At 63.5% G+C, this 18,460-nt stretch carries 16 protein-coding genes; 3 read left to right on the top strand and 13 right to left on the bottom strand.

Annotated features, from left to right (window positions below; genetic code table 11):
- Positions 1–28: 28 nt before the first annotated feature.
- Both NZN28_RS00305 and NZN28_RS00300 read right to left on the bottom strand, forming a co-directional pair.
- Entirely contained in the window at positions 29–2,365 is a 2,337-nt protein-coding gene (locus NZN28_RS00305) for a penicillin acylase family protein (protein WP_295394411.1), read from the bottom strand.
- Between the two features lie 51 nt (positions 2,366–2,416).
- Positions 2,417–2,815 (bottom strand): VOC family protein, encoded by a 399-nt coding sequence (locus tag NZN28_RS00300; RefSeq protein WP_295394410.1) that lies wholly within the window; start codon positions 2,813–2,815, stop codon positions 2,417–2,419.
- Positions 2,816–3,053: 238 nt separating this feature from the next.
- Here NZN28_RS00300 and NZN28_RS00295 point away from each other — a divergent pair, with 238 nt between their 5' ends.
- Positions 3,054–3,269: a CDGSH iron-sulfur domain-containing protein gene (locus tag NZN28_RS00295; protein ID WP_295394409.1), complete on the top strand. Its 216-nt coding sequence runs from the start codon at positions 3,054–3,056 to the stop codon at positions 3,267–3,269.
- 89 nt (positions 3,270–3,358) lie between these two features.
- Positions 3,359–4,309: an aldo/keto reductase family protein gene (locus NZN28_RS00290; protein WP_295394561.1), complete on the top strand. Its 951-nt coding sequence runs from the start codon at positions 3,359–3,361 to the stop codon at positions 4,307–4,309.
- A gap of 453 nt (positions 4,310–4,762) precedes the next feature.
- Here the strand turns inward: NZN28_RS00290 and NZN28_RS00285 are convergent, their stop codons facing one another.
- The 4 genes from NZN28_RS00285 to NZN28_RS00270 form a co-directional block, all read right to left on the bottom strand.
- Entirely contained in the window at positions 4,763–5,860 is a 1,098-nt protein-coding gene (locus NZN28_RS00285) for a glycosyltransferase (protein ID WP_295394407.1), read from the bottom strand.
- A 78-nt stretch (positions 5,861–5,938) separates the two neighbouring features.
- A complete protein-coding gene (locus tag NZN28_RS00280) occupies positions 5,939–6,388 on the bottom strand; it encodes a hypothetical protein (protein WP_295394406.1) in 450 nt (149 codons plus the stop codon).
- Between the two features lie 328 nt (positions 6,389–6,716).
- On the bottom strand, positions 6,717–7,103 hold the full coding sequence (locus NZN28_RS00275; RefSeq protein ID WP_295394405.1) for a hypothetical protein: 387 nt from the start codon (positions 7,101–7,103) through the stop codon (positions 6,717–6,719).
- A gap of 132 nt (positions 7,104–7,235) precedes the next feature.
- Positions 7,236–7,667: a hypothetical protein gene (locus tag NZN28_RS00270; RefSeq protein WP_295394404.1), complete on the bottom strand. Its 432-nt coding sequence runs from the start codon at positions 7,665–7,667 to the stop codon at positions 7,236–7,238.
- Positions 7,668–7,819: 152 nt separating this feature from the next.
- On the opposite strand from NZN28_RS00270, the gene NZN28_RS00265 reads away from it, so the two are divergent.
- Positions 7,820–9,169, top strand: coding sequence for an FAD-binding oxidoreductase (locus tag NZN28_RS00265; RefSeq protein WP_295394403.1), 1,350 nt, complete (start codon positions 7,820–7,822; stop codon positions 9,167–9,169).
- A 467-nt stretch (positions 9,170–9,636) separates the two neighbouring features.
- Here NZN28_RS00265 and NZN28_RS00260 read toward each other — a convergent pair whose 3' ends face one another.
- The 7 genes from NZN28_RS00260 to NZN28_RS00230 form a co-directional block, all read right to left on the bottom strand.
- A complete protein-coding gene (locus NZN28_RS00260) occupies positions 9,637–10,653 on the bottom strand; it encodes a hypothetical protein (protein WP_295394402.1) in 1,017 nt (338 codons plus the stop codon).
- Positions 10,654–10,724: 71 nt separating this feature from the next.
- Entirely contained in the window at positions 10,725–11,264 is a 540-nt protein-coding gene (locus tag NZN28_RS00255; protein ID WP_295394401.1) for a YceI family protein, read from the bottom strand.
- 14 nt (positions 11,265–11,278) lie between these two features.
- Positions 11,279–11,920: an SDR family NAD(P)-dependent oxidoreductase gene (locus tag NZN28_RS00250; protein ID WP_295394400.1), complete on the bottom strand. Its 642-nt coding sequence runs from the start codon at positions 11,918–11,920 to the stop codon at positions 11,279–11,281.
- 66 nt (positions 11,921–11,986) lie between these two features.
- Complete coding sequence (locus tag NZN28_RS00245) at positions 11,987–14,422, bottom strand: EAL domain-containing protein (RefSeq protein WP_295394398.1); 2,436 nt, start codon at positions 14,420–14,422, stop codon at positions 11,987–11,989.
- Between the two features lie 348 nt (positions 14,423–14,770).
- On the bottom strand, positions 14,771–16,267 hold the full coding sequence (locus NZN28_RS00240) for a cryptochrome/photolyase family protein (protein WP_295394396.1): 1,497 nt from the start codon (positions 16,265–16,267) through the stop codon (positions 14,771–14,773).
- Between the two features lie 9 nt (positions 16,268–16,276).
- Positions 16,277–17,566 carry an alpha/beta fold hydrolase gene (locus NZN28_RS00235; RefSeq protein WP_295394394.1) on the bottom strand — a complete coding sequence of 430 codons (1,290 nt, stop codon included), beginning with the start codon at positions 17,564–17,566 and terminating at the stop codon, positions 16,277–16,279.
- Positions 17,567–17,658: 92 nt separating this feature from the next.
- Entirely contained in the window at positions 17,659–18,309 is a 651-nt protein-coding gene (locus NZN28_RS00230; protein WP_295394393.1) for a DUF4397 domain-containing protein, read from the bottom strand.
- Between the last annotated feature and the right edge of the window lie 151 nt (positions 18,310–18,460).

The raw sequence follows: 18,460 nt of genomic DNA, 5'->3' as shown, positions 1-18,460 counted from the left end.
TTCACCCCCGCCACCTCGGGGCAAAGCCCTATCGCAGCGGCTCTAAGGTCTGCCGGGTTTTGAAGCGGGTCTCGCCCATCCGCATGGGTAGGTACTGACCTGTGGCCCACTTCTTTAGGAGGCTGTCGTAGTCGCCGGAGAGCAAAGCCCCCGACTGGCCCATGGGGTGAATGAAAAGGGAGCGCTCGAGGTCGGCGAAATCCAGGATGTGGCGGTAGCTGCTGCCCACGGTCATCTTGAAGCTGCTGGGGTCGTACGAGGCGCGGTTCAGGGTGTAGCGGTCGCCACCGTGGGGCACCGCGCGGTCGGCCAGGCGGTTGAGGGGGGCGACATTGGTCAAAATGGCATGGGGAAAGGTGGCCCGGTGGATTTCACCCCAACGCGGGGGGTTGCCCAGGCGGTCGAGGGCCCGATCCAGCGCCAGCGCCGCAAAGTCCAGGCAGGTCTGGGTATCGCTGGTGCGGCAGGCCGGGTCGCCCTGGCGCATGGCCTCGAGCAGGTAGCGGGGCTGTTCCCAGAACTCCTGGCCCACCTCCTTGCTGGGCAGGCGGGTAAGCTCGGTGTACCAGGCCTGAAAAACCGTGGGCTCGGTCTGCTCGGCCCGCATCACCCCGTCCCAGGCCAGCAGGCGGGCCTTCCACCCTCGAGCGTTCTCCGAGAGGGGGTTGAGGGCCTCGAGCACCGGTTTGAACTCCCGAAAAAGCAGGCTGGTGAGGTCTTGCTGCATGGCCACCATGTCCTCTGGCGAGAGCTTTTCCTTCGAAAGAATCAGCTGCCGGATGCGCTCGGCCCGGTAGGGTTCCTCCCACTCGAGGGAGATGGGGTGGGGGTAGTTGGGCGGGGTCACCTTATTGTTGGCGGTGACGATGAATCCTTCCTTGGGGTTATACACCTGGGGCCACTGGTCTTGCGGCAGGTAGCCCTGCCAGTCCCAGTTGCCATCGCCCGGTACGGGCATCAGGCCCGAATGGCCCGGCCTGCGAATGGGAAAGCGGGCCGGGGCCATATAGCCGATGTTGCCGTCCACATCGGCATAGACAAAGTTCTGGCTGGGGGCATTGTAGAGGGCCAGGGCAGCCTTGAACTGTGCCCAGTTCTGGGCGCGGGCGATGCCCAGGAAGGCCTCAATTGTGCGGTCGGTGGCGTCCAGGCTGGTCCAGCGCAGCGAGAGCGGCCTTGCCCCGGGGTTGCTGACCACATCGTTGATAACCGGGCCATAGCGGCTCTCCCGCACCCGCAGGGTCACGTCAGGTTCTCCCTTGACCCTAATCACCTCGGTACGGATGCGCCAGGGCTCCACCCTGCCCTTGTAGCGGTAGCCGCCTGGAGCTTCTTCCATGATGTAGAGATCCTGCACATCGGCGCCCACCGTGGTCACCCCCCATCCGATGCGCTCGTTGCGGCCAATCACCACCGCAGGCAGCCCGGGAAAGCTGCTGCCGATGGCCTTGTAGCCGGGGGCCTCCATGTGCACCAGGTACCAGACCGAGGGCGCGCCCAGGCCTAAGTGGGGGTCGTTGGCCAGCAGGGGCTTGCCGCTCACGGTGCGGCCTCCCCCAATCACCCAGTTGTTGGAGGCCCGGGCCATCGGCTCGGCGGGCAGGTGAAGTGCTCTGGGCAGGTGCTGGGCCAGGCTCAGCAGCGTGCGGGCCGACTCCCCATCGGGCCGGGGGGGCGGGGGCTGCTGGAAGTCTTCGGCCTGGAGCACAGTAGGGGCATCCGAAGGGTAGGGTGGCTTGAGCCGGGCCATGCGCTCCGGGCTCATGCCCTGGGCCGCCCATTGCAGCCGCTGTAACTCGCTGCGCCAGTTGCCCGAGAGGTCGTAGGACATCATCTTGGCCCAGACCAGCACATCGGCGGGCTTCCAGGGCTCGGGCCTAAAGCCCAGCAAGCGGAACTCCAGGGGCAGGGGTGGGTTGGTGGTCAGGTAGGCGTTGATGCCCGCCACGTAGGCGTCCACCACCGCCCTGGCCTCGGAACCCAGACCCCCGTAGGCCTGCTCGGCTGCCCGGTAGAAGCCCCAGGTGCGCAAAAAGCGGTCTTGTGCAAGGGTGGCTTTTCCGAGCACCTCCGAAAGCCGCCCCGCCCCGACCCGTCGCTGGAACTCCATCTGCCACAGCCGATCCTGGGCATGGGCCACCCCCAGCGCAAAAAAGGCATCGGCATCGGTCTGGGCTTTGATGTGGAGCACCCCTTCGGCGGTGCGGTTCAGCTCCACCGGGGCCGAAAGCCCTTTGAGGGCCAGCCGTCCTGCGTGTTGCGGAAGGGTTGCCCCGCGCAGCCAGAACCAGCCGCCCACCCCCAAAAGCAGCACCAATCCCACCAAAGCCAGTAGCAGCCGTCCCATCCACCACAGCCAGCGCATGCTTCCTCCCTCTTTGCGCCTCAGTATAAGGCCGGGCCGCTGGAGCACGGCTCAAACCGGCTCGCTTTCTCCCCGCCAGAAGGCCCGTCCTCCCCGCCGGCGCCGGTCCAAAAAAAGCTCCACCGTATTGCCGTCGGGGTCGTGCAGGCTCAGCACGTACGCGATGCCCCGATCTTCCAGCTTCCAGGGCACCTCCTCGAGCCTCACAAACGCTCTGGCTGCCTCGAAATCGGCCTCGGAGGCTAGCTCAAAACCCAGCCGGACGCTTCCGGCAGGCTCGCCTTCGGTCAGGGCCAGCTCGTAGTGCGCCTGGTTTTCAGAGGAAACCAGCAGCGCGGTCGGGCCAAAACGCTCCGCTAGCTGCAAGTCCAGAAACCGGGTGTAAAAGGTCACGGCAGATTCCAGATGCCGCACGGTCAGGTGAACGTAGACCAGCCGGGTCGTGTACATCAAGCGTATTCTGAGCGGGGCAGGGCCAGCGGTCAAACCCGGATGGGCCACATACCATCTTTGCTTGTTTGCTTGCACACTTGCAGGGAGCAGGGGTTTGGGGGTCGGTGCTGGAGTCGCACGGTCGCACGGCCTGCCTCCAACCACCCACCCTCACCTCCAGTGTGGCTTGAACGCCACAAGCGAGTATCAGCAGGTGCTCTTTTCCCACACCTGGCTGGGCGCTACAATTCAGGTTATGAAGATTGAGTTCAGGGAAAATGGCTCCATCGGCATCGAAACCGGCGGCACGCTGGTGCTTCGGCAGGGCGAGCAGGAGGTTCTCATCGAAAAGCCCAAAGTCTCGCTGTGCCGCTGCGGTCACTCGGCCAACAAGCCCTTTTGTGACGGAAGCCATAAGACCGCCGGTTTTGTGGCTCCTGCCGCGGTTATCGAACTCAAGACCGACGCCTAGACCATCTGGCTCGCTCAAGCCCAAAGAGAGCAAAAACACACTGGGCCCCCCAACAAGCCATAAGATAGCGGGCGGAGGTTAGCATGCCCATGCGCTATCGCAAACTTGGTCAGTGGGGCTTGAAGGTCTCAGAAATCTCGCTCGGAGCCTGGGTCACCTACGGTGATGCCGTAAGCGACCTCGAGCGCATCAAACACATCACCCGCATCGCCTACGAGGGGGGCATCAACTTTTTCGACAACGCCGATGTGTACGCCAAAGGGCTGGCCGAAGAGCTGATGAGCAAGGCCTTGCTGGAACAGTTCCCCCGGCACGAGCTGGTTCTCTCCAGCAAGGTCTTCTGGCCAACCAGCGACGACGCCAACGGGCGGGGCCTTTCGCGCAAGCACGTGCGGGAAAGCCTGGAGCGCAGCCTGAAGCGCATGGGCACCGACTACCTCGACCTCTACTTCTGCCACCGCTACGACCCCGAGGTGCCCATGGAAGAGATCGTAACCACCATGAGCAACCTGATTGACCGGGGTCTGGTGCTCTACTGGGGCACTTCGGAGTGGCCGGCAGCCCGCATTGCGGAGGCGGTGCAGTTTGCCCGAACCAACGGACTGCACCCGCCAGCCGTGGAGCAGCCGCAGTACTCCATGCTCTACCGGGAGCGCGTCGAACAGGAAATCCTGCCCGAAACCGAACGCTTCGGGCTGGGTATGGTGGTGTGGAGCCCGCTGGCAATGGGCATGCTCACCGGACGCTACGACAAGGGCATCCCCAAAGACAGCCGCTTCGAGCGCTACCCGCAGTTTGGCAGCCGGTTCCTGACCGATGAAAACGTGAAAAGGGTCAAGGCGCTCAAGAAAGTGGCCGCCGAGCTGGGCCTCTCCCGCACCCAACTGGCCCTGGCCTGGGTCTTGCGGCAAAAAGGCGTGAGCAGTGCCATTACCGGGGCCACCAAGCCCGAACAGCTCAAGGAAAGCCTGGGAGCGGCGGGAGTCGATTTGCCGCAGGAAGCTCTCGAGCGCATCGAGAAGATTCTGGGTAAAGAATAGAGCCCTCTTTAGTATTCTGAGCCGTTCGACCTCCAGAAAGCCTAGTTCTCTAAAGAACTGTGGCTGCCTGGAAACCTGAAACCCAAGCTCCCCCTGGGCCGGGCCCGGCCACGCTGAGTGCGTCGCGTGCGTCTGGTAGGGGACGCATTCTAGTTTTGGCGGGCGACCCCGTCTCTAGAAGAGTGCGATATTTTTTGAATCCGGCGTCTCTCCTCAAGCTTCCGTGCCTGCCACCTCTCCACCTTTGCTGCAAACGCCTGCACCCAACTGGAGCGGTGAGGCGGGGTGCAGGGGTCACAGAGCCACCTCCGACCCCCCACGCTCACCTTGTGCATCCTTGAAACTGGCGTGCAAAGAAGGCTTACAAACCCCTTTGCGGCGTGCTGGTGCGGAAACCTGGTGGTATTTGCCGGACGATGTTTTGCTTTTGGCCTTTGGCTCCGGGCCTCAGCTTCACAAGGCAAGGATGTACTTGGCCAGCCGAACGATGTCGTTTTGCAGGTTAAGGGTTTTGCGCTCGAAGGGGCGGGCCTTGAGTTCCTTTATCTTCTCGGCAATTTTGCGGGGCTGGCGAATATAGTATCCCAGTTTCTCGTGTCGAATGAGCTCGACGTTGCCGTACTCCTGCGGCCACACGAAGTCGCACACAATCAGATCTTTGTGCTGCGAGAGCACCTCGGCGATGGTCGCGGGGCCGGCCTTGGAAACCACCACATTGGAGACGTTGATCAGTTCGTACATCTGCCTGGTAAAGCCAAACAGAATCAGGTTGGAAAGGTGGTTCTTTTGCTTGAAGGCCTCGAGCTGGCGGTAGAGCTTCTGGTTGTAGCCACACACCACCACCACGTTGATGCCCTCAATTCTGACCAGCTCGCGCACCAGCTTGAAGCTAATCTTGAGACCCGCTCCACCCCCTGTAACCAGAACCGTGTAAGGATGAGCGAGACCCCATTCCTCACGTAAACGTGCTACCTCGGCAGCGTCTAGGGGTTGGTTGTATTTAGGGTCAATGAGGGTCTGGAAGTAGTGCAGGTTTTCAGGGGGCACCCGGTAGCGGCGGGCAATGCTGTAGGCTTCGGGGCTGGCCACCACATACTGGTCTTTGGTGTCAATGAACCAGTACAGGTGCGGGCTGAAAATATCGCTCACCACTGTGAGGGTTTTGGGCTTGTGCTTTCGCACGTAGGGCAGCCGGCGAAACCCGTGGTTCACCGGATAGCAGTAGATAATTTTGTCGGGACGAAACGACTCCAGGTATTCGTTGATGGCCGGGGCCAGCCGCATCCCCAGCACCCGGGCAAAGGACTGAATGGCCGGGCGGGTCTGGTAAAAGGCCTGGAACACCGTAAAAAGCCAGCGCTGCTTGTTGACGGCAAAATTGTAGCCATCTTGAATGGCCTGGCCAATCCAGCGCGGCCCCACATCAAAAAAGTTGAACAGGCGCACCTCGGATTCAGGCTCGAGTTCTGTCAGCAGGTTGTAGAGGTTCTGGGCCAGGGCAAAGTGCCCCCCCCCTGCCTTGGTGTAAACCAGCAGTATTCGTTGCGGCATATCAGGCGCAGCCGATGCTGCGCCTTTCCAGATTAGGGCATTTCTGGTTTATTGACGAATGGCCAGGGGCGCTTCCCTTCAGCAAATCATGCCGACCCGATCCAGCCAGCGGATTTTGTCCTGGGTGCTGGGTTGGCTCAGGTTTTTGGCCCCGACCAGGGTTTCGTGCATCTGTTCGTAATCGTCCAGCAGATACCAGGCCTGGGCAATGGCAGCCAGGCAATACCATTGGTTTGCTACATCGGACTGCCAGCGAAAGCGGGTCAAGGCTGTGGTCAGGCGCTGAAGGGCCTCATCCGGTTGGTTGCGATCCAGGGCATTAACTCCAAGGATCAGCTGCGACATGGCGAAGATGCTTTCAGAGCCCAGGCTACGGGCTTGTTTTTCGATTTCCAGCCCTTGTTCCCGAACGGTGTTTTTGTACTCGAGGCCCTCCACAGGGTTGACCAGGAGTTGCCAGGCTTGAGCCACCAGCGCTTCCACCTGCTCGGTGGTGGCCTTACTTTCAACTAAAAACGAGCGACCCACTTCAAACTCCTTATTACTGCAAGAAACGCCATAAAAGCGTTTCCACAGCAACCTATTGAGTATAGCAGCTGCAGCAGGCATTCGCCTTTAATATCCGCAAAAAAAGCAGGATACCCATACTGGGTATGCTTTCCGGGCTGTTCGTCCTGCGGCAAGCCTCAGGAACTGAGAGCAAGATTAGTCAGGTATACAGGCCTTTTGCATAACTGCAAGGGGCCCAAACAAGCCTTCGGGTCTGGAATTTGGGGTGGATACACGGGGCCGATACCGCGAGCGCGTTTCGGGAGATTACGCTTCCAATGGGACACCGCCGGGTGAGGCGGGCCCTCTATCGGAGCGGCTGGTGGCACAGCCACACCCCAGTTTGTGCCCGCCACCCTTCGGGCAACTCGAGGGCTTTGCTCGGGGGTGGAACCGCCATCACCTTGTGCCCGACGATGCTAAACTCCAGGGCTGTAAACAGGCGGTCGAGGGCCTGACCCAACGGGCGGGTTTCCAGGGGGCTGAAGCGCAGGCGGGGCAGCCGGGCCTCGAGGCTCTTGCAACCGGCATAGGGCAGCAGCTCAGCCGGGTCGCGCCAGCGCCGGGGTGGCCCGATCAGCAGCTCTGCCAGAACCAGCGAGAGCCCTGGGTAGCGCCGCAAAAACTCCTCGGGGTCGAACTCGAGCGAAAGCTCCAGATTCACCTCTACGTCCTGCCAAACTTCACGTTTCACAGCACTCGCCATACTTCAGCTTGCAACAAGGCAAGCCAACGGTCAAGCGAAAATAACCCGTGCCAGACGAACTATACGCCACTTCTTATGCTGACACTCGGGCATCAAAAGTGTCAGGATTTGGAAAAAATCTCAGTTGTGGGCAAACCAGCGCAACCAACCTGCCTTAGCCGCAAACTCGGCGCGGCGCTTGAAGGCATTGGCGTGGCAATGGGTCTCGAGGGCCTGAGCCGCATCGCCAAGACTGCTCCAGGCCAGGGCAATGGCCTTCAAGCACGACCACTGCCCCTGCTCGTCGTCCAAAAAACGATAGACGGCCAGCGCCCTCGACAAAAGTCCAATGGCTTCCTGGGCATCCCCGCCGTACAGGCTGCCCACCCCCCAGATAAAAAGGCTCTGGGCCCAGGCCCGATTGTTCCCGTAGCGCCGTGCCAGATGTTCTACCCTTCGCGCCAGAACCGCTGCTTCCAGGGGTTGCTGTTCAAGTTTTATCCAGGCATCTTTGAGGAGTTGATGCAGGTTTTCGCGCACAATCGGCTGATCCACGTCGGTCAGGGTGCTCATCGCTATGGGTCAGGGTAGCAGTTTGCGCCGGATGGTTTGGCCCATTCGTCACCAAGGTGTTTTACTTAACGCTCCGCCTCCTTATGTGGGCCAAATATCACCAACCCAGCGGGCGACAGGTCACGCTGCCCAACCTGCCGTCGGGTTAGGCTATGGTCATGCTGGAAAGCCTAAAACACCTCCTGCCCCAGAAGGTCAGCACCGCCCCCGCCGACCTCGAGACCCACGGCAAAGATGAAAGCTACCCTCTGCGCAAACCCCCACTGGCCGTGGTTTTTGCCGAAAGCCCCGCCGACATTCAGACCACCCTGGCCTGGGCACGGGCCAACCACGTCCCGGTGGTGCCCTTTGGCGCCGGTACCAGCATCGAAGGGCACGTGATCCCCCAGGGCGAAGCCCTCTCGCTGGATGTTTCCCGGATGAACCGAATTCTGGAAGTCCGGCCCCAGGACTTCATGGTGGTGGTGGAGCCGGGCCTGACCCGCAAAGCCCTCAATGAGGCCCTCAAGGGCACCGGGCTGTTCTTCCCGGTAGACCCCGGGGCCGATGCCAGCCTCGGCGGCATGGCCGCCACCAACGCCTCGGGCACCACCACCGTGCGTTACGGTGGCATGCGGCAGAATGTCCTGGCTTTGCAGGTGGTGCTGGCCAGTGGCGAGGTGCTCGAGCTAGGCCGGGGGGTTCGCAAAACCAGCGCCGGTTACGACCTCAAGGACTTGTTCATCGGCTCCGAGGGCACCCTGGGCATCATCACCCGGCTGACCCTCAGGCTGCACCCCATCCCCGAGCACATCCACACCCTTCGGGTCTTTTTCAACGACCTTTCCGACACCGCCCAGGCCGCCTACGCGGTGATGGCCAGCGGGCTGCCGGTGGCCAGGCTCGAGCTCGTGGACGAGGTGGGCATCCAGGCCATCAACCACTACCTGGGCCGCAGCTACCCTGAAAAACCGGCCCTGTTTGTGGAGTTTCACTCTTCGACCAAAGAAGCCCTGGAAGCCGAGTCAGGTATGGCGCTGGGGCTGATGCGGGAGGCCGGAGCCCTTAGCATTGACAGCGCCCGCACCCAGGAGGAACGCACTGCTCAGTGGGAGGCCCGGCACCAGGCCTACTGGGCCTTGGTCAACCTGTTTCCCGGCAAGGAATACCTCTCCACCGATACCGCCGTGCCCATCTCCAAGATGCCCGAGCTGGTGGCGTACTCGAGCCGCCTGTTGCGGGAGATGAACCTTACCGGCAACATCCTGGGTCATGTGGGCGATGGCAATTTTCACACCCTGGTGGTGCACGAACCCGGCGACCCGCGTGCGGAAACCTTTTCCGAACGGCTGGTCGAGCACACCCTGGCCCTGGGCGGCACCTGCACCGGCGAGCACGGGGTGGGGCTGCGCAAGAAAAAATATCTCCTCCAGGAGCACGGCCCCGCCCTGGCCTGGATGCGGCAGATCAAGCAGCTCTTCGACCCTCAGAACCTGCTCAACCCAGGAAAAATTTTCGATTGATACCATCCTTGCTTCAACACTCCACAAACTGTATGAGCAATGAGGCAGGGAGCAGGGTTTGGGGTTAGGGCACGCGCTGGAGACCCACCATCCACGCCCATCCTGTGTACCCTTGAAAGTTGCCCGGACGCCTGAAGTTGGCATGATTCGCCCGGCACCCCATACCTCCCCCATGCCATTGTGGGAGGGAACGCCGACAGCGCGATGCGCCGAACGAACCCACTACCTGCCTCCTACCTCCCACAAAGTTACTTGTAGGTCTGGAGTTGGTGTGGTGCCGAATAGAGCGCTCTTCACATATTGTGAGCCATTCGAGTTGGAGGAAGCCGGGTTCTGAACAGAACAGTGGCCGCCCGGAAACTCGAAAACATGCGTCTCGGCTCAGACGCATGCTCGTTTTCGTGGGCAGCCACGTCTGTGAAGAGCGCGATAAAGATAGCCCCGACAACTTCGACTGGGTCAGGAGGCTAGTTCAGAAGGCCCAGCCCAGGCGCACAGTGGTTTTTGGGCAGCTTGAACTGGTTCAGGAAACCATCTGAGCGCTGCGCCATCCAGATGCCGATGTCGTTGTGGCGGGAGACGAACTGCCGGATGGGGCCCCCGGGCCTGCCGAAGGCATCGGTGAAAAACACCTCGGGGCCGCTTGAGTTGTACCAGTAGACCGGCCCGTGGTAGGCCTCTCGATTGCACCCCCGCAACTCGCTAAAGCCCCTGAACACCTGCTCGGTGTAGTGCAGTTCGCTTGGGTTGGAAGGGTTCATGGTGGTGATGGGGTCGAAGACGGCGGTCGAGGCAATCACCTCGGCTTTATCGGCCAGGCGCAGTTTGAAGGACCAGATTTCGTAGAGGGAGCCGGGGTTTTGGCTGTGGCAGCCGGTTCCGGGAAGGGTCATCACGCTGCGGCCAATGTCGTTGTTGGGGTCGGCGTCGTTGAGGGTGGGGTCGCGCTCACAGATGGAGCCGACCAGGCCGGTGTCGGCCATGCCCTGCACGCTCACCCGGTGTCCGCTGGGGGCCACCAGGTCGAACATCAGGGAGTGCTGGCGCACGCTGTAGCGCCGCACCCCACCGGTGCCCATGTGGGCCACGATGCGGGTGCTGGTCAGGGCAATGCGGTCCTCGTCGTTGCGGGTGCCCCGATTGGAAACAAACACCTTGAAGCCCTCGTGGGCCTCGGGCATGCCGGCCAGCTTGCCCACGTAGCCGAAGGGCGGCAGTTCGGGGTTGGCCAGGCTGGTGCGGGGGTCGTCGCCGTGGTCGTGGGTGAAGTAGCAGCGGTACTCGGGGTCCACTTGAGGATGCCAGGTTGGATACAGTTCCCCGTCGGGGCCGCGCACGGTGTGCCGGTTGTGAACCCAGTCCGGGCAGGCTTGCCCCGCCACCGGTGCGGGCTGACCGGGCGGGGGGGCCGGGGGGCTGGCCTCGGGCGCGTTGCAGGCCAGCAGTGAAACCAAGGCCCAAAGCAGGAAGGTCTGTTTCCGCATGGGAACCTCCACTCCGAGCCTATCAGCCCACCTTAGGTCGAGGTTCAAGGAGCTCTTTAGTTTTGCTTTACTTAACGCAAGATGGCCCGTGCCTCGAGGCGCACCTCCACCGGGTCGTTGACCCGCAAAAACAGCAGGCTCGGCGGTGTAAGCCGCCACTCCGAGAAGCTGGTGTTGAAAGCGCCCACAAACCGGTAGCCGCTGCCCTCTCGAGTCAGCTTGCCGCTAATCCGCACCGCCCGCCGGGTACCGCTAATCTCCAGGGTGCCGCTGAGCACGGCATCCTCGCCGGTTTGCAGCAGGCGCTCGAGCTCGAGGCAGCTCTGGGGAAAGCGGTTGACGTCGAAAACCCCCCGCGCATCGGCATCGCGCAGGGGGTTGCCCGAGTCGAAGCGGCCCAGGTCCACACATACCTGACCCGAGGCCTCACCGCTCTGGCTGTTCCAGCGCACGGTGCCGCGCACGCTGGTGTTGACCCCCTCCCAGCGGCCCAGGTTGTAGCTCGCTGCATAGGTCACCCGCCCCTCGATGGCATACTGGTTGGTCTGGGCCTGCGACCCAGCGGAAAACACCCCCAGCAGCAGGAGTCCGAGCGTTTTCCAAGGCTTCATGGCTTTACCCCCGTTCACATCGCCTGGCGAATCTCCAGAACCTCCGGCATCGGCTCGGCCAGGATGCCTTCCAGAATACGCAACGCCGCCAGATCTGGATGCAGGGCCGTTTTGGGCGGCCCGCCCAGCGGGGCCCAGAGGTTGGTGGCCACAGCGGGCAGGCGCACCAGGCAAAAGCGCACCCCCTCGCGGCGGAACTCCTTGCGGGCCACGTTGACCAATCCTTCGGCCCCCAGCTTGGTTGCGGCATACGCTGAAAGCCCAGGAACGCTGATGAGGTCGGGGTAGACCCCCAGCACCCCCACCCGCGCCTGGGGGTTGAAGCGGGCGTACTTAAGCATCAGGGCCAGCCCCCCCAGGTTGGCGGCGGCGAGGCGCTCGAGGTCGGCCAGGTTCTGTTCGCGCAGGCCGGCCTTCTGCACCGCGCCCGCCGCATACAGGAGCAAGTCTAAGGGCCCTACCTCTTCGGCCAGCGCCTGCACCTCGAGCTCATGGCCCAGCTCGGCGGGGGCTGCCAGCGCCCCCAGGTCGCGGGCCAGGCTGGCCAGCATCTGGCCGTTGCGCCCCGAAAGCCACAACCGGCCCACCCGGCCTCCCAGATGTCGGGCCAGCGACTGCCCAATGCCGCCCGTAGCTCCCAGCAAGAGCGCATTCACAGCTCGAGGGTAAGGTGGGGCCGGGTTTCACACCGTGGGGCAGAAGCAAATCGGGCCGTTGCGCTTTCAGAAGGCCTTGGTGAACACCTCTCTGGCGGCTTGATCGGCGGACATGGGCAGGCCGATGTAGTAGCCCTGGGCGTAGTGGCAGCCGTGGCGGGCCAGCCACTCGAGCTGCGCCCGGTTTTCCACCCCCTCGGCCAGGGTCTTGAGGCCGAACGCATTGGCCAGTTGCAGCATGGCCCGCAGGATGTCCTCGGCGGCCCGGTTGCTGCCGATTTCACCGATGAAGCTTTTGTCTATCTTGATGAGGTCAACGGGCACCTGCTTGAGGTGGGCCAGCGACGAGTAGCCGATGCCGAAGTCGTCCAGCGCCACCCGCACCCCCAGCCCGCGCAAGGCCACCAGCCCCCCCAGCCATTTCTGCCGCTCGGGCAGCAGGGCCGACTCGGTGATCTCGAGCCACAGCAGGCTGGGCTGGAGGGTCTCTTCGACCAGCGAACGCACCACCTCCCGCACCCAGTTGGGGTGGGCCAGGGTCACGGCGGAAAAATTGATCGCCAGCTCACCGCCCAGCCGCCGCTGATCCTGCACGGCCTGCTTGAGCACGGCCAGGTCGAGTTCTCCTACCAGACCGGCCTCTTCGGCCAGCGGCACAAACTCGCTGGGGTGCAGAAGGCCCCGGGTGGGGTGCTCCCAGCGCACCAGGGCCTCCCATTTGCTCACAAAGCGGCTTTGGATGTTCAGAATAGGCTGGTACTGGATCAGGAAGCGGCCCTCCTGGATGGTCTGGCGGAGCTGTTGCACGGTCTCCAGGCGCTCGAGGGAATTAAGGTCCTGGGTGGGGTCGTAGATGGCGATTCCGGTGCGGGCGTGCTTGGCCTGGTACATGGCCACATCGGCGGCGCGGGCCAGCTCGTCGAGGGTCTGGCCGTGTTCGGGGTAAAGCGCCACCCCCAGGCTGGCCTGGACGTGAATGGCGTGGTCGCCCAGGTTGAAGGGGGTTTCAAACACCCCGTTCACCCGGCGAGCGGCAGCAGTCGCCGAGGCACGGTCGGCAGATGGAAGCAGCACCGCAAACTCGTCGCCCCCCATGCGGGCCAGCAGGTCGCCCTGGCGCAGCACCTCCTTGATCCGCAGGGCTATCTGGCGCAGAAGTTCGTCGCCGGCCTGATGGCCGAGGGTGTCGTTAACTACTTTAAAGTTGTCCAGGTCGAGGTAGATCAGGGCCGGGGTTTCACGCTTGCGGCGGTCGGCCACAAAGACCGTCTCGGCCACCGCCCACAGCTTGCGGCGGTTGGGCAGGTCGGTCAGGGGGTCGTGGTAGGCCAGGTACTCGATGCGGGCCTGCTGGCGTTTGCGCTCGCCCACATCGCGGATGGAGATCATGACCTGTTTGTGGCCCGCAATCTGCACCAGGAAGCCCAGGGCCTCGACCTCGAGTTCGCGCCCGTCCCGGGCCACCAGGCGAATCTCTTCGAGCGCGTCGGGCTCACCCCCCAGAATCCGCTGCACCCGCTCGGCCACCCGCGGCAGCGAATCGGGGTGCACGAAGAGCGTGAGGGGCTGCCCCACCACCTCGTCCAGCCGCTGGTAGCCCAGCCCGCGCAGGCCCGCCGGGTTGAGGTAGAGCAGCTTCGAGCCGTCGTACAGGGCCACCGCGTCGGGCAGGGTCTCCAGCAGGGTTCGATAGGTGGCCTCCTGTTCGCGCAGGGCCTCGTATACCTGGGCGCGGTCAATGGCCAGGCTTAGCTGCCCCGCCACCCCTTCCAAAAAGCGGACATCGCGCGGGTCGAGGTCGGAGGCCCCACAGCTCGCTACCAGCACCCCCTGCACGCTTCCCTTCACCAGCAACGGCACCGCAATCAGGCTCCGCTCCCCCAGCACGCCGGCATGGCTGCGCTCCTCGGTGGTGTACAGCACCACCGTCTCGGCAGACCGGGCTGCCCGATAGACCACCTCGTGGGCCGGACCAAACTGCTCGGGCAGGGTTTGTTTTCCGCCCGAGCAGACCTGACGCAGCCCCTCACCATCGGGCTGGTAGGCAGCCACGCTATCGAAGCGGGGGTGATCGTGCAGGGCGTCCACCACCCCCCGCATTAAGGCGGTGGGCTCGAGGTCGCGGGTCAGCCCGTCGCGCACCCTCGAAAAGAGGGAGAGCTCGAGGTTGCGGTCCTGGGCCTGGGCCTGGCTTTCCCGCATGGCTGCTTCGGCGCTCGAGCGGCGGTCATACTGAAAACGAAACAACCCCATGGCCAGACATGCGGCCAGGCCGGTTCCGGTCATGAGCTGCACAACTTCCCTCAGCCCTGCGTCCCACTGAGCAGCGCCCAGGTTGAGGAGCAGCACCTGCATCGGAACATTGAGCAGGCCCACCAGCGCCGCCCCCCACAGGCCCAGCCCCCAGCTCAAAAGCAACAGCCCGGGAAACCCCAGAATCAGCAGATTGTTGCCGAAGGTCTGGTAAAGTTGCGGAAAGGAAAGCCCATACACCCCAAGCATCAGGAGACCCGTCCAGAGCTCGAGTCTTCGTTGCGCCAGCCAGGTCGTCGCCGCTGAAAGCAAGAATTCACCCTCCAATCCGCATCATCCCATCCAGGGCCCACCCAACCCCGGGTCTGGGTACACAACCCAATCCACTGCGCCCGTCGAACGCCAGGATGGCACGGTGTGAGTCTACAGGAGAAATCTACTTCCCAGGACGTTATTCACATGGCTGCATCAGGTAACGCTGCAACCCTTTGCGGCGTCACGAGCAAAACCTAGACCTGCACAGGATTTGGCCAGGCAGCCAGGGCCAGGGTATTTACGTGTAACGCTGGCTTTACCCATTCTTGAGGGGGTTATCATTCAAACTTCACCCTGCGCAATGCCCTGCCGCAGGCTTTCGGCCCGATGGCGAATAGCTCTTTGCTCCTGCGGTTGGCGCCTGTCCCAGGACCTGTACAGCACCGCCAGACGGGGGTTGCCCTCCAGCAAGGCCCGGTGCCGGGCCATGAAGTCCCAGTACAGGCTGTTGAAGGGGCAGGCTTGCTCGCCCAGGGTCTCGCTTACCTTGAAGGCGCAGTGCTGGCAGTGGTTGCCCATGCGGGCGATGTACTTTCCGCTGGCCGCATAGGGCTTGGAGGAGAGAATAGGTGAAGCAAAAACCCCCATGCCCAGCACGTTGGGCACCATCACCCAGTCGGCGGAGTCCACAAAGGCCGCCACAAACCAGGCATTCAGGGCCTGCGGTTCGACGCCATAGAGGAGCGCAAAGTTGGCCAGCACCATCAGCCGCTCGATGTGGTGGGCGTAACCGCGCGCCCGAACCCGTGTGATGACGGTTGAAAGGCAGCGCATCCGGGTAGGCGCCCCCCAGAAAAGCGGGGGCAGGGGCGCTTGGGCCGCCAGTTGGTTGGCCCGCAAGAGCCCCGGCATCTCGCGGCGGTAAACGTGGTAGATGTACTCGCGCCAGCCCATCACCTGCCGCACAAAGCCCTCGATGCTGGCCAGTGGAACGCCGCCTTTTTCGTACTCGGCCAGGGCCCGCTCCACCACCTCGGCGGGGTGCAGAAGCCCTAAGTTGAGGGCTGGCGACAAAAGCGAGTGGTGCAGGCTCCAGCTTTGCTCCACCAGGGCATCCTGGTAGGGGCCAAAGGCCGCCAGGCGCTTCTGGACGAAATCTTCCAGGGCTTCCAGGGCTTGCTGGCGGGTCACCGGCCACTCGAAGCCCTCGAGGGCCCCAAAATGCCCCTGGAACCGCGCCTTTACGGTCTCGATGGCCCCCTGGGTGAGGGCATCGGGGGCGAAGCGCAGCGGGGCGGGGGGCCGGTAGCCCGGCGGCGGGGCTTTGCGGTTTTCGGCGTCGTAGTTCCAGGCCCCCCCCACCGGCTGGCCTTTTTGCATCAGGTAACCGGTGCGCTGGCGCATGAAGCGGTAGAAGTACTCGAGGCGGTAGGTCTGGCGGCTCCCGGCCCAGCGGTCAAACTCCTCCGGCTGCAAGAGCCAGAGCCGGTTGGGCAGCAAGCGGTACAGCCCGCCCCGGCCTTCCACCAGGGCTTTGGCCCGTTCGGCGAAGCCAAAGTCGGCTGGCTGCATCTGAGCCAGGGTCTCGCCGGGGTAGGCCTGGAAAAACTGCTCCAGGGCTTCGGCCAGGGTCTCGGCCTGAAGATAGATGACCTCTCTGCCGCCCGCCCGCAGTTCCTCTGCAAAATGGCGCATGGCGCTGAAGAAGAGCACTAGCTTTTGCGGGTGCATGGGCGGGGTGCGCCCCAGCTCGTAGGCCTCTACCAGCAGCACCCGCCGGGGTGCGAGCTGCTCCACAGCAGCGTGGTTGAGCTGGTCGCCCAGAATCCAGAGGGTCATACCCGGCGACTAGCGCACCCCTTGCAAATAAGCCGCAATGGGGCCGACCGCATCCCCGCTGCGGCTGGTCAGGATGTCCAGGTGGGTGAGGCCCGGCAGGATTCGAACTTCTACCCGGGTATTGGGGAAAGCCTCGCCCACGCTGCGAAAGTTGCTGGCTTGCGGGAGCAACCCCCGCCCTGCGCCCAGGGCCAGCACCGGATACGCCACCGAGCGCGGCCTCAGCTCGGGCATGGCCACCTCGTAGGCCGAGATGTCGAGGGAGAGGCGGTAAGGGAAAAACCACTCCGAGAAGCCGGTGGTGGGGTTGGCGTACAGCGAGATGAACTCCAGCGGGTCGGTGGCCTCGCCGCTGTCGCGCCACTCCACCCGCCCCCCCCTTGGGCCCCGAACGGTATAGACCACGCTGCCCACAAAAAGGCTGAACAGGCTGATCCCCTCGCGCCCGGTGGACTGGCCCACCGAGACCGAAAAAATAGACGACAGGGCATAGCGGTCGTCCACGCGGGCAAGGGCCGCCGCCAGCCGACTCGCCCGGTAGGGCGCCCAGCCTGGGGGCGCATCGGCCTGGGGGTTCTGCGCGGTCATGAAGGCCTGCGCTTCGGCCTGGGCAAAGCCCACCGGGTTAAGCCCAAAGGCGTTGATGTAGGGCGGGGCCCGGCCTTCCAGGAGTTCGTTGAGCCCGGCCAGCCGCCCAAAGCCCCCTTCGGTGCCGCCAAAGTATTGCTCCCGGGTGAGGGGCACCAGGCGCGGCGCGCCATCCAGCAAAATCAGGCCGCTGATTTTATCGCCCCGGTACAGCGCAAACAGCGAGGCCAGGCTGGCGCCCAGCGAGTGCCCGGCCAGCACCACCGGGCCGCTGCTCCGGGCCTGGTCAACGACTTGCTCGAGGTCGTCCAGGTGTACCCTCAGGCCCCAGTCCTTGAGGAAGGGCAAATCGGGCACACGGTAGTTCTGGTAGTAGGCCCAGGGGTCGGGCGAGGTAAAGCCTCGGCGGTCTTCGAGGCCGTTGGCCCGCCGGTCCCAGGCCCAGACCGCCCAGCCGGGGGCCGCCAGCACCAGCCGCCGGGCCAGGGCGTCGAAATTGGTGGCGCCCCCCAAGAATCCCGGCACAAACACGATGGTGCCGCGCGGCGTTCCCTGGGCCGGATAGACCAGCACATAGCTCTTATCCAGGGCCGCCCCTGCTGCCGTTGAAGCCCCCGGAACGGCCCGATACTCGGGCTGGCCCGTCCAGCGCACGCTCTGAGCCAGACCCAGGCCCCACAGAACCAACCCCAGAACCATCCACCCTCGCATACCCTTTTATCCTGAGGCCAGCCTGGGGTTCAGACTTGACCAAAGCCCACAAAAAAAGGGGGGCCGAAGCCCCCCTCGAGCCCGCCTTCCATCTATGGACTACCAAAACTATCCTCGACCACAATCACCTCGAGGGTTTGTCCGGCCAGCAAGCCCACCGCAAACACGCTGTAAACCTTGCCGGCTTCAAACGCCACCCCCTCGAGCGGAAGGGCCACGTTGGTGGTGCCGGTGGGGCGCACCTCGAGGTTGTAGGCAGCCGCCGGAACCGTGCCGTAGCCCGAAATCTGGTTGAAGGCCAGGTTGCGGAACAGCACCGGCCCCCCCTTTAGCGCCACGTCCACCGCCGGGGCATCCGGCGAAGCATGAACAATGCGAACCTTCGCCACCCCTTCGGCGGGGGCGAGGCGGTCTTCGACCAGGCGGGCCTTCAGGGTCGAGAGCGTGCCCAGGGCCATCACCGTGTAGTACTTGCCCGCCTGCACACGGATGGACACATCGGCAACCTTGGCCGGGTTCTGCCCGGTGGTCTGCACGGTCAGGGTCAGGCTGCCAGCGGGCACCTCGGCGTAGTAAGTTACATCTTTGAAAGCCTGGGCCTCAAACACCTTGCTGCCACCCGAAACAATGTCCACCGCCGGCGCATCGGGCACCAGATGCGCGAAGCGGACGAAAGCAGTGTTGCCCTGGGCCAAGGAAAACCCCATCAAAGCCAGTGCGACCAAAACAAGCCACTTTTTCACGTCTACACTCCTTTCGTTTGTCCAAAGTCGGGATCTGCCTGACCAGGCCCATCCTGCTTTGTACTGTTGCTTTGTCATCATACCGTGAGGTTCATCGCATGAACAGCGAATTGGCAAACAAAATCCACCGGCCCACTGCTTGGACGCAAGG

Origin of the sequence: Meiothermus sp. (genome assembly GCF_025056915.1) — a bacterium.
Taxonomy (GTDB): domain Bacteria; phylum Deinococcota; class Deinococci; order Deinococcales; family Thermaceae; genus Meiothermus.
This window is presented reverse-complemented; position numbering and strand designations above follow the sequence as displayed.